At 68.1% G+C, this 15,173-nt stretch carries 13 protein-coding genes; 5 read left to right on the top strand and 8 right to left on the bottom strand.

All coding sequences use genetic code 11. The annotated features are described in order from the left end of the window. Window positions 1-7: 7 nt before the first annotated feature. The 3 genes from H7692_RS11115 to H7692_RS11105 all read left to right on the top strand — a co-directional run bounded on the left by H7692_RS11115 (window position 8) and on the right by H7692_RS11105 (window position 3,498). A complete protein-coding gene (locus H7692_RS11115) occupies window positions 8-1,021 on the top strand; it encodes a phytase (protein WP_222136900.1) in 1,014 nt (337 codons plus the stop codon). Window positions 1,022-1,198: 177 nt separating this feature from the next. Next, window positions 1,199-2,791, top strand: a complete 1,593-nt coding sequence (gene purH / locus H7692_RS11110) for a bifunctional phosphoribosylaminoimidazolecarboxamide formyltransferase/IMP cyclohydrolase (RefSeq protein ID WP_227340183.1) — start codon at window positions 1,199-1,201, stop codon at window positions 2,789-2,791. A gap of 56 nt (window positions 2,792-2,847) precedes the next feature. Then, window positions 2,848-3,498 carry a YqaA family protein gene (locus H7692_RS11105; protein WP_227340469.1) on the top strand — a complete coding sequence of 217 codons (651 nt, stop codon included), beginning with the start codon at window positions 2,848-2,850 and terminating at the stop codon, window positions 3,496-3,498. 270 nt (window positions 3,499-3,768) lie between these two features. On the opposite strand, the gene H7692_RS11100 is transcribed toward H7692_RS11105, so the two are convergent. The 6 genes from H7692_RS11100 to H7692_RS11075 all read right to left on the bottom strand — a co-directional run bounded on the left by H7692_RS11100 (window position 3,769) and on the right by H7692_RS11075 (window position 11,830). Then, complete coding sequence (locus H7692_RS11100; RefSeq protein WP_227340182.1) at window positions 3,769-4,314, bottom strand: VOC family protein; 546 nt, start codon at window positions 4,312-4,314, stop codon at window positions 3,769-3,771. Then, on the bottom strand, window positions 4,311-5,399 hold the full coding sequence (gene hppD / locus H7692_RS11095; RefSeq protein WP_201928231.1) for a 4-hydroxyphenylpyruvate dioxygenase: 1,089 nt from the start codon (window positions 5,397-5,399) through the stop codon (window positions 4,311-4,313). Before hppD ends, H7692_RS11100 begins: the two co-directional genes overlap by 4 nt. A 213-nt stretch (window positions 5,400-5,612) precedes the next feature. Next, complete coding sequence (locus H7692_RS11090; RefSeq protein WP_227340181.1) at window positions 5,613-7,496, bottom strand: ATP-binding cassette domain-containing protein; 1,884 nt, start codon at window positions 7,494-7,496, stop codon at window positions 5,613-5,615. Between the two features lie 54 nt (window positions 7,497-7,550). Beyond that, window positions 7,551-9,095, bottom strand: coding sequence for a DHA2 family efflux MFS transporter permease subunit (locus H7692_RS11085; protein ID WP_227340180.1), 1,545 nt, complete (start codon window positions 9,093-9,095; stop codon window positions 7,551-7,553). A 141-nt stretch (window positions 9,096-9,236) separates the two neighbouring features. Continuing rightward, a complete protein-coding gene (locus H7692_RS11080) occupies window positions 9,237-10,403 on the bottom strand; it encodes an HlyD family efflux transporter periplasmic adaptor subunit (protein ID WP_227340179.1) in 1,167 nt (388 codons plus the stop codon). Continuing rightward, window positions 10,403-11,830, bottom strand: coding sequence for an efflux transporter outer membrane subunit (locus tag H7692_RS11075; protein ID WP_227340178.1), 1,428 nt, complete (start codon window positions 11,828-11,830; stop codon window positions 10,403-10,405). The genes H7692_RS11080 and H7692_RS11075 overlap by 1 nt, the downstream gene beginning before the upstream one ends. Window positions 11,831-11,895: 65 nt before the next feature. Between H7692_RS11075 and H7692_RS11070 the strand changes: the two genes are divergently transcribed. Next, window positions 11,896-12,528: a TetR/AcrR family transcriptional regulator gene (locus tag H7692_RS11070; RefSeq protein ID WP_227340177.1), complete on the top strand. Its 633-nt coding sequence runs from the start codon at window positions 11,896-11,898 to the stop codon at window positions 12,526-12,528. A 12-nt stretch (window positions 12,529-12,540) separates the two neighbouring features. Here the strand turns inward: H7692_RS11070 and H7692_RS11065 are convergent, their stop codons facing one another. After that, window positions 12,541-12,843, bottom strand: a complete 303-nt coding sequence (locus H7692_RS11065) for a hypothetical protein (RefSeq protein WP_227340176.1) — start codon at window positions 12,841-12,843, stop codon at window positions 12,541-12,543. A 107-nt stretch (window positions 12,844-12,950) separates the two neighbouring features. Here H7692_RS11065 and H7692_RS11060 point away from each other — a divergent pair, with 107 nt between their 5' ends. After that, window positions 12,951-13,121, top strand: a complete 171-nt coding sequence (locus H7692_RS11060; protein ID WP_201928237.1) for a hypothetical protein — start codon at window positions 12,951-12,953, stop codon at window positions 13,119-13,121. Between the two features lie 6 nt (window positions 13,122-13,127). Here H7692_RS11060 and H7692_RS11055 read toward each other — a convergent pair whose 3' ends face one another. Further along, on the bottom strand, window positions 13,128-15,170 hold the full coding sequence (locus H7692_RS11055; RefSeq protein WP_227340175.1) for a glycoside hydrolase family 97 protein: 2,043 nt from the start codon (window positions 15,168-15,170) through the stop codon (window positions 13,128-13,130). Between the last annotated feature and the right edge of the window lie 3 nt (window positions 15,171-15,173).

The following is a 15,173-nucleotide window of genomic DNA, read 5'->3' as shown; positions in this document are numbered from 1 at the left end:
CGAAAGGATGAGGACGTCCAACACCATCGCGGGCGCGGCGCTGGCCGTCGCGCTCGCGGGCTGCGCCGCGCAGGAACCGGTCATCACCGGCATCCCGCCCGTTCCGGTGACAGCCAGCGCCGAGACGGCGCCGGTGGGCACCAGCCGCGCCGACGCCGCCGACGACCCGGCGATCTGGGTCGATCCGGCGAACCCCGGCCGCGCGCTGATCGTCGCGACCGACAAGAAGGCGGGGCTGCACGTCTATGACCTTGGCGGCAAGGACCTCGCCTTTGCCAGGGGCGGGCTCGTCAACAATGTCGACGTCGCGGGCGACATCATCGTCGCGAGCGACCGCAACGACGGGCTGAACGCGCATCTTGCCGTCTTCCGCCTCGACCCCGATGCGCCCGCGATCACACCGCTCGGCCGCGCGGCTGCGGGCACGGGCGAGGCCTATGGCCTGTGCCTCAAGCGCACCGTGCCGGGCGAACCGATCACCGCCGCGCTGATCGTCAAGGACGGGACGGTGCGCGTCGGCACGCTGGCGGTCGAGGGCACACCCACCTTCGCGGTCGAGTGGGAGCACAAGATCCCGACCCAGTCCGAGGGCTGCGTCTTCGACGGCGACACGCTCTATGTGGGTGAGGAGGATGCGGGCATCTGGCGGCTCGTTCCGGGCAGCGCGGGCGTCGCCGCGACGCTCGTCGCACCGGTCGACAACCAGCGGCTCGTCGCCGACGTCGAGGGACTCGCGACGATCGACCACAAGGGCCAGCGTTATCTGATCGCATCGAGCCAGGGCGACAACGCCTTCGCCGTCTTCCGCCTGCCGTCGATGGACTATGTCGGCCGCTTTGCGGTCGCCGCGGGCGCCTTTGGCGCGGTGAGCGAAACCGACGGGATCGAGGCGGTCGCAGGCAGTTTCGGCGCCGCCTTCCCCGACGGGATTTTCCTCGCGCAGGACGGGCACAACGAACCCCGCGCGCAGAATTTCAAGCTCGTGCGCTGGGACCGGATTGCGGCGGCGCTGGGGCTTTAACGCCCGCGCGGATAAAGAATCATGCGGCCCCGCGAAGGCGGGAACCCAGAGCGGCCTTGCGCTGCTCCGCGCTGGGTCGCCGCCTAGGGCTTTATGCTCTGACGCCGCTTGCGATAGCGGGCGGACACGCCTAGGGGGGCCGCGTCTTTCCCGTCACGCAAAAGGCCGTCCCTTCCCATGACCGATCTCGTTCCCGTCCGCCGCGCGCTCCTGTCTGTCAGCGACAAGGCGGGGCTCGCCGAGCTTGCCGCCGCGCTCGTCCGCCACCGCGTCGAGCTCGTGTCGACCGGCGGCACCGCGAAGGCGCTGCGCGAGGCTGGGCATGAGGTGCGCGACGTCGCCGACCTCACCGGCTTTCCCGAGATGATGGACGGCCGCGTCAAGACGCTGCACCCGACCGTCCACGGCGGCATCCTCGCGGTGCGCGACGACGCCGCGCATGTCGCGGCGATGGACGCGCACGGGATCGGCGCCATCGACCTCGTCGTCGTCAACCTCTACCCCTTCGCCGCGACCGTCGCAAAGGGCGCGCCGCGCGACGACATCATCGAAAATATCGACATCGGCGGCCCCGCGATGGTGCGCTCGGCCGCGAAGAACCACGCTTTCGTCGGCATCGTCACCGAGCCCGAGGATTATGCCGCGGTGATCGCCGAAATGGACGCGAACGGCGGCGCGACCAGCCTCACGCTGCGCAAGCGCCTCGCCGCGACGGCCTTTGCCCATACCGCGACCTATGACGGGATGATCGCAAGCTGGTTCGCTTTTGCCGACCAGGGCAAGCTTTTCCCCGACACGCTGCCGCTCACCGCCAAGCTTGCAAACGAGCTGCGCTATGGCGAGAATCCGCACCAGAAAGCAGCGCTCTACCTCCCCGCCGGTCCCGCCGCGCGCGGCATCGCGCAGGCCGAACAGGTGCAGGGCAAGGAACTCAGCTACAACAATATCAACGACGCCGACGCCGCGCTCGAACTCGTCGCCGAATTTCGCGACGCCGATCCGACCTGCGTCATCGTCAAGCACGCCAACCCGTGCGGCGTCGCGAGCGCCGCGAGCCTCACCGAAGCCTATGACGCCGCGCTCAAATGCGACGATGTGTCGGCGTTCGGCGGCATCATCGCGGTCAACCGTCCGCTCGACGGACCGACCGCCGAAGCGATCAGCGCGATCTTTACCGAGGTCGTCTGCGCCCCCGATGCCGACGCCGACGCGCGCGCGGTGTTCGCGAAGAAGAAGAATCTGCGCCTCCTCCTCACCGGCGCGCTGCCCGATCCGGCACGCGGCGGGTTGATGATGAAGACGATCGCCGGCGGCTGGCTCGCGCAGAGCCGCGACAACGGCCGCATCACCCGCGCCGACCTTCAGGTCGTGACCGACCGCGCCCCGACCGACGAGGAACTCGCCGACGCGCTCTTCGCCTGGACGGTCGCCAAGCATGTCAAATCGAACGCGATCGTCTATGCCAAGGGCGGGTCGACCGCGGGCATCGGCGCGGGCCAGATGAACCGCCGCGACAGCGCGCGCATCGCCGCCGCAAAGGCGCGCGAGGCGGCCGAGAGCCACGGCTGGAGCGAAGCGCGCACCGTCGGCAGCGCGGTCGCCAGCGACGCCTTCTTCCCCTTCGCCGACGGATTATTGGCGGCGGTCGAGGCGGGCGCGACCTGCGTCATCCAGCCGGGCGGCTCGATCCGCGACGACGAGGTGATCGCGGCGGCGAACGAGGCGGGGCTCGCGATGGTTTTCACCGGCATGCGCCACTTCCGGCACTGATCGAACCCGCGATGGCGATCCAGATCGACCCGACCGCACGGCCAACCGCGAAAAGCCTGCTCGCGCATCTCTACAACTGGACGATCGCCAAGGCATCGCACCGCCACGCCGAGGGGTGGCTGTTCGCGATCGCCTTCATCGAATCGAGCTTCTTCCCGATTCCGCCGCACCCGGTGCTTGGCCTCATGTGCCTCGCCGACCCGAAACGCGCGGTGCGCTTCGCGGCGATCTGCACCGCCGGATCGGTGCTCGGCGGGCTGTTCGGCTATGCCATCGGCCATTTCCTGTACGAGAGCATCGGCCTGTGGCTGCTCGGCGCGCTCGGTCTCGTCGACAAATTCCCGACCGCCGTCTGCTATCTCAATGAATATGACGCAGAGGCGATCATCATCGCGGGTGCGACGCCGATTCCGTTCAAGCTGATGACCTTGACCGCGGGTTTCACCGGCATGAGCCTTGCGACCTTCGTCGGCGCGAGCATCGTCGGGCGCGGGATGATCTTCATGGCGGTCGGCGTGCTCTTCCGCCTGTTCGGCGCGCCGATCAAGGCGTTCATCGAGAAATATCTGGGGATGGTGACGACCGCCTTCGTCGCGCTGGTGATCGGCGGCTTCCTCGTCATCGGCCTGTTGTCGGGCGACGGCGAGAAAACGGTCGATGCGTGCAGCAATGCCACGTGGGAAAGCGTCGGGATGACGCGGAAGTAGAACGCATATGCCCCATTTTTCGCCATCCCGGACTTGATCCGGGATCCACAGCTCAGCGCGGCGTGAATGGCCCCCGGATCAAGTCGGCGATTATCCCGATTGGACAAGGAACGGGTGATCCCCGGCGAAAGCCGGGGCCCACGCGGTCCAGCGCTGCCCGAACTGGACCCCGGCTTTCGCCGGGGATCACATATCTGGCCGAAAGGGATAATGCCGGATCAAGTCCGGGGTGACGACAAGAGGGAAAGCCTTCTTTCCGGTAACGCCAAACTACTCGTTCGCCGCCGCGTGCAGCCAGTCGGCGTGGCGCGGCGCCTTCTTGGTCTGGCTCCACTCCTCGAGCATCAGCGGCGCGACGCGCTTCAGTTCGGCATATTGCTCGTCAGTGCCAATGTCGCACGCGAGCTCGATGCGATGGCCATTGGGGTCGAAGAAATAGATCGACTTGAAAATGCCGTGGTGCGTCGGGCCGAGCACCTCGACGCCATTCGCTTCGAGATGCTCCTTCGCCGCGACCAGCTCGTCATAGCTTCCGACCTTGAACGCCAGATGCTGCACCCATTGCGGCGTGTTCGCATCGCGCCCCATTTCGGGCTGGTTGGGCAGCTCGAAAAAGGCGAGGATATTGCCGTTCCCCGCGTCGAGAAAGACATGCATGTACGGATCATATTCGCCGGTCGACGGCACATGATCCTCGGCAAAGGCGGTGGTGTAAGTCATGCCGAGCATTTGGCTGTACCATTCGACCGTCGCCTTTGCGTCCTTGCAGCGGTAAGCGGCGTGGTGGACGCCGCCGAGTTTGATCGGGCTCGTCATTCTGCCGGCTCCTCGACATTGAGCGCGCCGCGGCGGATCTGGTCGAGTTCCATCGACTTGAACAGCGCGGTGAAATTGCCCTCGCCGAAGCCTTCGTCCTTCTTGCGCTGGATGAATTCGAAGAAGACCGGACCGATCACCGTCTGTCCGAAAATCTGGAGGAGCAGGCGCGGATCGCCATCCTCGGTCGAACCGTCGAGCAATATGCCGCGCGACTGCAATTCCTCGACCGGCTCGCCATGGCCGGGCAGGCGCTCGGCGAGCATCTCGTAATAGGTCGCGGGCGGTGCGGGGGCGAAGGGATTGCCCAGCGCTTTCAGCTTGTCCCACGCGGCGTAAAGATCGTCGCAGCTGAACGCGATATGCTGGATGCCCTCGCCATTATAGGCGCGCAGATATTCCTCGATCTGCCCGCCGCCGCCGGCGCCTTCCTCGTTCAGCGGAATACGGATCTTGCCGTCGGGTGCGGTCATCGCCTTGGACGTGAGGCCCGTATATTCGCCCTTGATGTCGAAATAGCGGATCTCGCGGAAGCCCGCGATGCGCTCATAGAACGCCGCCCAATGCGCCATGCGCCCGCCATAGACATTGTGCGTCAGGTGATCGATGACCTTCAGCCCCGCGCCGACCGGATGGCGGTCGACGCCCTCTTCATACACAAAGTCGATGTCATAGATCGACAGGTCGTCGCCATAGCGGTCGATCAGATAGATGATCGATCCGCCGATGCCGCGGATCGCGGGGAGGCGCAGTTCCATCGGCCCCGTCTTGACCTCGACAGGCTCGGCGCCGCGTTCGATCGCTTGCGCATAGGCCTTGGCGGCATCGCGGCAGCGCCAGCCCATGCCGCACGCCGACGGGCCATGCTCGGCGGCGAAATAGGCGGCGGGCGACTTGGGTTCGTAATTGGCGATCAGGTTGATCCCGCCCTGCCGCCACAATTCGACGTCCTTCGACCGGTGGCGCGCGATGCGCGTGAAGCCCATGCGCTCGAAGACCGGCTCGAGCATGCCCTTTTCGGGCGCGGAGAATTCGACGAATTCGAATCCGTCGAGGCCCAGCGGGTTGTCGAACAGGTCGGCCATGGTCATATCCCTCATATGGTTTCAATTGAAACTATTATGCTGGAATGGAGCGTGCGAGTCAATGCACGCTTTAAAGCCCCTCCCCTCCTTCAGGGGAGGGGTTGGGGTGGGGCCTGTAGGGGAAGAATGTGGTCGCGCAGCCCCACCCGCTGCGACTAGCGAACAAGTTCGCAAGTCTCGCTGCCCTCCCCTGAAGGAGAGGGCGAGAGAAATTCACGCCGCCGCCGTCTCGATCGCCTCGAGCGCGTCCATCCACGCCGCCTCGACGCTCTCCAGCTCCGACGCCAGCTTGCCGCGCCGCTGCGCGAGGTCGCCCATCGTCAGTTTCGCAAGCGCGGGCTCGGCGCTCGCGGGATCGAACATCGCGCGGTCGATCGCGCTGACCTGCTGCGCGAGTTTTCCGGCCTTGGCCTCCAGCTCCTTCGCGCTCTTGCGGAGCGCCGCCTGCGCCTCGCGCGCCTTCGCCGCTTCCTGCCGCGCAAGCTTGGCGTCCTTCGGCTTGGCGGGGGCCGGCTTGGCCTCGCCATTGTCGCTCTTGCCGAGGATATAGGCGACATAATCGTCGATGCTGCCGTCGAAATCGCGCGCCGTGCCGTCGTCGACGAGCACGAGCCGGTCGGCGGTCAATTCGAGCATGTGGCGGTCGTGGCTGACGATGATCACCGCGCCGTCGAAGCCGCTCAGCGCCTGCACCAGCGCCTCGCGCGCGTCGACGTCGAGGTGGTTCGTCGGCTCGTCGAGGATCAGGAGGTGCGGCGCCTCGCGCGTGATCAGCGCCAGCGCCAGCCGCGCGCGCTCGCCGCCCGACAGCTTGCCGACCTCGGTCGTCGCCTTGTTGCCCGAAAAGCCGAAACGCCCCAATTGCGCGCGCACCGCGCCGGGCGTCTTGCCCGCCATCACGCGCGTCATATGGCCCAGCGGCGTATCGCTGCCGTCGAGTTCCTCGACCTGATATTGGGTGAAATATCCGACGCGCATCTTGCCCGATGCCGCCATCGCGCCATCCTCGGGCTTGAGCTGCGCCGCGAGCAGCCGCGCGAGCGTCGTCTTGCCATTGCCGTTGCGCCCGAGCAGCGCGATGCGGTCGTCGGGGTCGATCCGCAGGTTGAGCCGGCTCAGCACCGGCCTGCCCGGCGCATAGCCGACGCTGGCAAGGTCGAGCGTGATCAGCGGCGGGCGAAGCTCGTCGGCGGGGCTCGGGAAGTCGAACACAAGGCTGGGGTCTTCGGCGAGCGCCGCGATCGGCTGCATGCGTGCCAGCTGCTTCGCGCGCGACTGCGCCTGTTTCGCGGTCGAGGCGCGCGCGCTGTTGCGCGCGATATAATCCTGCAGCTTCGCGCGCTGCGCGTCCTGCGCCGCCTTCGCCGCGGCAAGCTGCGCGGCGCGTTCGGCGCGCTGGCGCTCGAACGCGTCATAGCCGCCGGGATAGAGCGTCACCTTCCCGCCCTCGAGGTGCAGGATATGGTCGACGACATTGTTCAGCAGGTCGCGCTCGTGGCTGATGACGACGAGCTGGCCCGGATAGGCGCGCAAAAAGCTTTCGAGCCACATCGTCGCCTCGAGGTCGAGGTGGTTCGAAGGCTCGTCGAGCAGCAAGAGGTCGGGGTTCGAAAAGAGCAGCGCGGCGAGCGCGACGCGCATCTTCCACCCGCCCGAAAAGCTGTCGAGCGGCTGGCCCTGCATATCCTCGTCGAAACCGAGTCCGGTCAGGATGCGTGCGGCGCGCGCGGGCGCGGTATAGGCATCGATCGCGATCAGCCGCTCGTGAATGTCGCCAAGCTTGTGCGCATCCTGCTCGACCTCCGACGCCGCGAGCAGTTCGGCGCGCTCGGTGTCGGCGGCGAGCACCGTCTCGAACGGCGTCGCGCTGCCGCTCGGCGCTTCCTGCGCGATATAGCCGATGCGCGTCTTGCGCGGCATTTCGATGCCGCCCTCGTCGGCCTCGAGGCTGCCGATCATCGCCTTCATCAGCGTCGACTTGCCCGCGCCGTTGCGCCCGATCAGCCCGGTCCGGCTTCGTGCCGGCAGGCTCGCGGTCGCGCGGTCGAGGATGGTGCGCCCGCCAAGGCGCACGGTAAGGCCGTTGATCGTCAGCATGGCGCGCGCCCCTAGCATGGCGCGCGGCAAAGCCCAAGCCGCTGTGCGTCCGACCTAATGCCCGGTCGCCATCGCGACCTTCTTCGGCAGCGGAACGAACCAGACGGCCGCCGCCGCGATCAGGAATACGACGCCGGAGGCGAGGAAGATATGCAGCACGCCGATCGTCGCCGCCTGCACCTCGACCAGCCGGTCGATCGCCGCGCGCGCCTGTTCGAGCGTCAGCCCCGCGCGTTCGAGCATCGACATCGCGCCCGCCGGGTCGTTGAGCGCGGGGACGAGCTCCGACCGCGCGACGCGCGACTGCGAATCCCAGGCGGTCGTCGCGATGGCGGTCGCGATCGCACCGCTCAGCGTGCGGAGGAAATTCATCAGCCCCGCCGCCATCGTCTGGTCCTTTTCGGGGACCGAACTCAGCGCCAGCGCGGTGAGGCCGACGAAGAAGAAGGGCATGCCCATCCCCTGAAGCAGGTGCGGCGTGACGAGCGTCCAATAATCGGTGTCGGCGGTCCAGCCCGCGCGCAGCAGCGACATCAGCGCCATCCACAAGATGCCCGCGCAGATCGAGATGCGAATGTCGATCCGCCCGATCAGCGCCGCGGCAATCGGCGAGAAAAGCACCGCGAACACCCCGATCCACGCGACGATCAGCCCGGTGTCGGTCGCGGTATAGCCCGCGACCTGCTGGAGCCACAGCGGGGTCAGCACGACCTGCGCGAAAAAGGCCCCGAAGCCGAGCGAGATGGCGAGCGTCGAGAAACTGAAACCCCGGAAACGAAAGATGCGCAGATCGACGACCGGATTGGCGTCGGTCAGTTCCCAGATGACGAAGGCGGCGAAGCTGATTGCCGAGAGGATCGCGAGCCCGACGATCCACGCCGAACCGAACCAGTCGTGTTCGCGCCCGGTGTCGAGCATGATCTGGAACGCGCCGACCGACAGCACGAGCAGCGCCATGCCGACCATGTCGATCGGCGCCTTGATGCGCGGCGTTTCAAAGCGCGGGAGCAGGCTGCCGACGCCAAAGGCGCAGATCGCGACGACGGGCAGGTTGATGAAGAAAATCCACGGCCAGCCCCAATTGTCGCTGATCTGTCCGCCGAGAATCGGCCCGAGGATCGGCGCCGTGGTCGTCGTCATCGCCCAGATGGCAAGCCCGATCCCCGCCTTTTCCTTCGGGAAGATGCGCAGCAAAAGGATTTGCGTGAGCGGCATCAGCGGTCCGCCCGACAGCCCCTGCAGCACGCGGAACAGGACGAGCGCGTCGAGCGTGCGCGACACGCCGCACAGGAAGGAGAAGACGCCGAACCCGATAATCGAGATGATGAACCAGCGCACCGTGCCGAATCGCGCCGCGAGCCAGCCGGTCAGCGGGACGATGATCGCGTCGGCGACCGCATAGCTGGTGATGACCCACGTCCCCTGCGTCGGCGACACGGCGAGCCCGCCCGCGATGTGCGGTACCGACACATTGGCGATCGTCATGTCGAGCACGACGACGAAATTGGCGAGCGCGAGCGCGAAGGCGGCGGCGATCAGCCGGACGCCCGACAGCGGCTCGACCGCAGGCGGCGCGACAGGGGCGGCGGCACTCGCCATCTTATGCGACGCCTTCCACTGTCATCGTCATTGCGAGGAGCCGCAGGCGACGCGGCAATCCCCAGCTCGCGGCCCGATGCGAGGCCGAAGGCTGGAGATTGCTTCGCTTCGCTCGCAATGACGGCAACGGGGCGGCGGACATCAGTCGTCCCCGCGCGTGTCGATCGTCGCCTCCATCGACAGCCCGACGCGCAGCGGGTGCGCTTTCAGCTGCTCGCGGTCGAGCGTAATCCGCACCGGCAGGCGCTGGACGACCTTCACCCAATTGCCCGTCGCATTCTGCGCGGGGATCAGCGAAAAGGCCGCGCCGGTGCCGCCCGCAATGCCGGTGACGCGCCCGGTATAGACGACGTCGCCGCCATAATAGTCCGACACCAGCTCGACCGGCTGGCCGATACGGATGCGCCCGAACTGGCTTTCCTTGAAATTGGCGTCGACATAGGCGGCATCGACCGGGACGATGATCATGATCGGCGCGCCCGCCGCGACCCGCTGGCCGACCTGGACCTGCTTGTTCGTGACGATCCCGTCGACCGGCGCGCGGATCACCGTGCGTTCGAGGTCGAGCCGCGCCTTGTCGACGCGCGCCTGCGCCGCGGCGACGTCGGGCGCGGTGTCGATCGTCGTCCCGCGCACCACCGCCTCGGCCGCGCCGAGGTCGCCGCTCGCCGACCCGCGCGTCGCTTCCGCCGCGGTGATTCCCGCCGCAGCCAGATCGCGCGCCGCCTGCGCCGATTGCAGCGCCGCGCGCGCCGCCGCCAGTTCCTCGCCCGACACCGCGCCGGTTCCCGCAATGCTTTCGCGCCGCGCAAATTCGGCGCGCGCCTTTTCGACCGCGGCATTGGCGTCGCGCAGCCGTGCCTGCGCCTGTGCAATGTCGGCGCCGCGCGCCGCGACGCGCGCCCGCGCCGCCTGCGCGGTGGCGCTCGCCTGGCCATAGCGCTGCCGCGCCTGCCGCAGCGCAGCCTCGGCGTCGGCGAGCGCGATCCGCTGGTCGGCGTCGTCGAGGATGACGAGGATGTCGCCCTTCTTCACCGCCTGCGTGCCCGCAACGCGCACCTCCTTCACCGGCCCCGAAACGAGCGCGGTGACCTGCGCCGAATCGGCGCCGACATAGGCATTGTCGGTGTGCACGCGCCCCGCCTGCGTCAGATAATACCAGCCCGCCCACAGGATCGCCGCACTCGCGACGACAATCGCGAGGATGCGCAGCGCCTTGCGCCGCTTCGCGCTGCGCTCGGCGGCGGCGGGGTCGGCGTCTTCGGGGAGGGGAGTGTCGGTGCGGATTGCAGCCGTATCTTCGGCCATCATTCGTCTCCTGTCGTGGGTTCGGCGCGGTATCCGCCGCCGAGCGCGCGGATGAGCGCGATGTCGAGCGCCATTTGCCGCGCCTCGAGGTCGGCGACCTGCCGGTCGAGCGCGATCATGCTGTCTTCGGCGGTGAGCTGCGCGAGCTGGTTTGCGAGGCCCGCGCGATAGCGCAGCCCGGCAAGCTCCGCCGCCTCGGCCGCCGCGTCGCGCGCGGCCTTGCGGTCGGCAAGCTGGCGCGCCGCGGCGTCGCGGCTCGCGGCGATGTCGGCAACCTCGCGCAGCGCCATCACCAGCGTCCGGTCATAATGGGCGACCGCCGCGTCATAATCGCCGCGCGCGCCGCGATAGCGCCCCTGCAGCCGCCCGCCGTCAAAGATCGGCAGGCTGATCGCCGCGGCGGCATTGCCATATTGCGATCCCGCGTCGAACAGCCGCGACAGGCCGAGCGACTGGAACCCGACGAGCGCCGACAGGCTGATGTTCGGATAGAAATCGGCGCGCGCGACGTCGATCCGCTTCGCCGCCGCCTCGGCGCGCAGCCGCGCCGCAACAACATCGGGGCGCCGCCCGATCAGGCCGATGCCTGCCTCGGGGGGCAGGCCCGCCGCGGGCGAGACGAGCGCCGGGCGCGCGATCGACAGCCCGCGGTCGGGGCCCTTGCCGAGCAGCGCGGCGATCCGGTGGCGCGTCAGCACGATCGCCTCGTCGAGCGCGGCGACATCGGCGCGCGCCGCCACCGCGCGGCTGTCGGCCTGCCGCTGCGTCGCGCGATTGTCGAGCCCCGCGCCGGTGCGCTTCCCCGCGATGTCGGCGCTTGCCTCGCGGACGCGCAGCGCCGCTGCGGCGACATCGCGCGCGCGATATTGCGCGCCGAGGTCGGCATAGGCGGCGGCGATTCCGCTCGCGAGCATCAGCCGCGCCTGCGCCGCATCGACGCGCGCGGCCTCGGCCTCCGACGTCGCGGCAGCGAGCGCGGCGCGATTGCGGCCCCACAGGTCGAGGTCGAACTGAAGCGTCGCCGCGATACGCCCTGTATCCTCGACCCCGTCGGGAACGAATTGCGGCGGAATGCCCATATTCTCGCTTTGCTGGACGCCGCCCGCGCTCGCCTCGGCGCCGAGGCGCGGCAGCAGCGCCGCGCCCGCCTGCTGGGCCATCCCCTCGGCCTGCCGCACGCGCGCCGCGGCCGCGGCGATGTCGGGCGAGCCCGCAAGCCCCTCCTCGATCAGCGCGGTGAGCTGGGCATCGCCAAAGCCGGTCCACCAGGCGTCGGCGGGCCATTCGCCCGCGGCGTCCGCGAAACTCGCCGCCGACTCGAGCGACCCGGCGGGGACGGGAAGCGGCTTCGGCCCCAGGTCGGGAACGCTCGCGCACCCCGCAAGCAGGCTCGAAACCGCGATCATGACAAATTTTTTGCGCAGCATGGCTTTCAACGATACTAGCTGGTATCATGCGCCAATGAACCTCGGAGGATGCGTTGTCAATCGAAATGATACCAGGCAGTACGGCAACCGCGCCTGACGACGCCGCGGCGCAGCGGCGCAAGGCGTTCGTCGACGCCGCGCGCGAGGCCTTTTTCACCAACGGCTATGCCGGGACGACCATGTCGTCGATCGCGAGCAAGGTCGGCGGGTCAAAGACGACGCTGTGGACCTATTTCCCGTCGAAGGAGGATCTCTTCGCCGCGGTCGTCGACGATCTCGTCGCGCGCTATGGCGAGGCGCTGTCGATCGACCTGCCCCTCGACGCGCCCGTCGCCGATGTGCTGCGCCGCTTCGGGACGATCATGCTGACGACGCTCGTCTCGACGCCGCTCCTGTCGCTCTATCGCCTCGTCGTCGGCGAGGCCGAGCGCTTCCCGCACCTTGCCGAAACCTTTTACGATCGCGGACCCCGGCGCGGCAAGGCGCGCCTCGCCGAATGGATGCGCGAAAAGATGGAACGCGGCGAGCTGCGCCCCGGCGACCCGATTCGCGCCGTCTATCATTTCGCGGGGCTGTGCCAGTCGGGGCTCTACCAGCAGGCGGTGCTCGGCCTGCCCGAGGGGCGCGACCTCGACCGGCTGCCGACCGACATCGACACCGCGGTCGACACCTTCTGTCGCGCCTGGGCGCCCGACTGACCCGAACGCGCGTCAGCGCTGGCTGCACTTCAGCCCGATGATCCGCATTTCGAGCGCGCTCGGCGAGCCGCCCGCGCGCTTGATCTCGTCGGCACGGCAGCGCTCGGTCGCCGACCGCCCGTCGTGCGGCACCTGCCGCGCCAGCTGCTCGAGCGTCGCGAGTTCGGCGCGCTCGGCCGCCGTCAGGTCGCTCACGCGCTTTTGCCCCTTCATCAACAGGTCGTAATTCTGCCGCGCGCGGCTTGCGGGCGATTCCGCCTGCGCGGGCGGGACCGCAAACGCGGCGGCGATGGCGATAGACAGGATGCGTCGCACCGAATTTCTCCTCAACGGCGAACGGAATCGGTCGCCAGATTGTGCTGGCCGCCGCGCCTTGTAAAGAGCCGCCCCGCCGCGCGCGCTTTCATGCTATCGGGACACGCATGGAACCGATTCGCGACTCGATCTATTATGAACAGCTGGCGCGCGTCGCGCGGCTGAAGGCCGATACCAGCGACGATCCCCACCTTGCGCTGCGCCTGCGCGAAGCTGCGATCAAGCACGAACGCATGGCGCGGCGGCTCCGCCGTACCGACGCGCTCGACCCCGCCTGATCCGCGCTACCGCCCGCGATGCAGCCGGATCGCCGCGCCGCCGCCCGGCGCCAGCCATAGCCGGTAGCGGTCGCCCTTCTTCACCCTGATCGTCTCGTATGCGATGCGGTGCCGCGCGTCGGTCAGATAGGTCGCGCCCTCGCCATCCCTGTAGATCGTCGCGGTATAGCTCTTCCCCGCATCGAGGAAGTCGAAGCCCAGGTCGAGCGTCCGCGGCGTCGCGTCGTTGACCGCGCCGACATACCAGTCGGCGCTGCCGCGGTCCTTGCGCGCGAACACCGCATAATCGCCGACCTCGCCCGCGATCAGCCGGCTGTCGGCCCAGTCGACCGGCACGCGCTTGATGAAGTCGAGCTCGCGCGGATGCGCCTCGAGGCTTTCGATGAAATCGGCCGCCATCTGGATCGGCGAATAGATGGTGACGTATAGGCCGAGCTGCTTCGCGAGCGTCGACGTCATCGGCACATCGTCCGACCCTTTGAGCCCGAGCACCCCCGGCGTATAGTCCATCGGCCCCGACAGCATCCGCGTATAGACGAGCGTCGGTTCATGGTCGGGGCTGTTCGCGAACGCGCCCCAGCTGTTATATTCCATCCCCCGCGCGCCCTCGCGCGCGACCAGATTGGGGTAGGTGCGCCGCAGCCCGGTATCCTTGACCGGCTCGTGCGGGTTGACCGCGATGCGATATTTCGCCGCCGTCTCGACGACCTTCTGGTGGTGCTGCACCTGCCGCTGGCCGTCGTGCCATTCCATCACCGTCGTCCCCGGCGCCTCGCCCGGCGCGACGATCCCGCCCGCGTCGGCGACATAGCCGGTCTTGACCGCGCGGACGTCCAGCTCGCCATAGAGCTTCATCGCCGCCTCGAGCTGCTCCTCATAGACCGCGATATTGCCGCCGGTTTCATGATGCCCGACCAGCGTCACGCCCTTTTTGCGCGCATAGTCGGCGACCTCCTTCAGGTCGAAATCCGCGACCGGCTCGGTATAGCGGAACTGGTCGCCGTGGCCGAACCAGTTGACGTTCCATCCCTTGTTCCACCCCTCGACGAGCACGCCGCCGAAACCATGTTTGGCGGCAAAGTCGATATATTGCTTGGTGCGTTCGGTCGTCGCGCCGTGGCGCGGCCCCTCGGCCCAGCTCCACGGCCCGCGGATCATGCCCCACCAGATGCCGATATATTTCATCGGCTTGACCCAGCTCACATCGCCCAGCTTGTTCGGCTCGTTGAGGTTGAGCTCGAGGTCGCTTTCGACCAGCCCCGCCGCGCTGTCGGCGATGCGGATCGTCCGCCACGGCGTCGCAAAGGGCAGGTCGCGCACGACGCGCGCGCCGCGCGACGACGGCGCGAGCGTGGTGCGGAACTTGCGCCCCTCGACGCGCTTCAGCCACATCGCCGAATAATCGACGAGCGCCGCCTCGTGGAACGACAGATGCGTCCCGTCGTCGAGCCGCATCGTGATCGGCGTGTGCGCGGTCGCCACGCCGTCGATCGGCGACTTCTGATAATGTTGTTCGTAGCGGTTCCACTCGCCCGCGGTGATCCACCACGCCGTGCCTTCGGGCGCGATGTCGAACTCGGTCACCTCGTCGGCGATCCGCGCGGTCGTCAGCCCCTCCTGCGCGGGCAATTCATACCGAAAGCCGATGCCGTCGTCGAACAGGCGAAAGCGCACATTCATCCGTCGCCCGCCCCAATTGTCGTCCTGCCGATAGCGGACGAGAAGCTCTTCATAATGGTTGCGGACAAAGCGCCGCTCGCCCCACGGCTGCTCCCACCGCTCGTCGCCGCGCGCGCGCTCGACGCCCTCGATCGTGAAGCCGCGCTGCAACGCCATCGCGTCGGCGAGCATGAAGCCGAGTTTCGACGGCGCGATCAGCAACTTGCCCTTGCGCGTCAGCGACCAGTGCGGGCGCCGCTCATAATCGGTCGAAAAGGACAGGACGAGGCTGCCGTCGGGCGAGGTCGCGGTCGGCGACGGCGCCGCCTCTTGCGCCGACACGGGAACAGCCGCGCAGACCAGCGCGAGGGGAGCCAGATATTTCAGCATCGT

It is taken from the genome of Sphingopyxis sp. P8, from assembly GCF_020622175.1.
GTDB classification, from domain to species: Bacteria; Pseudomonadota; Alphaproteobacteria; order Sphingomonadales; family Sphingomonadaceae; genus Sphingopyxis; species Sphingopyxis jiangsuensis.
This window is presented reverse-complemented; position numbering and strand designations above follow the sequence as displayed.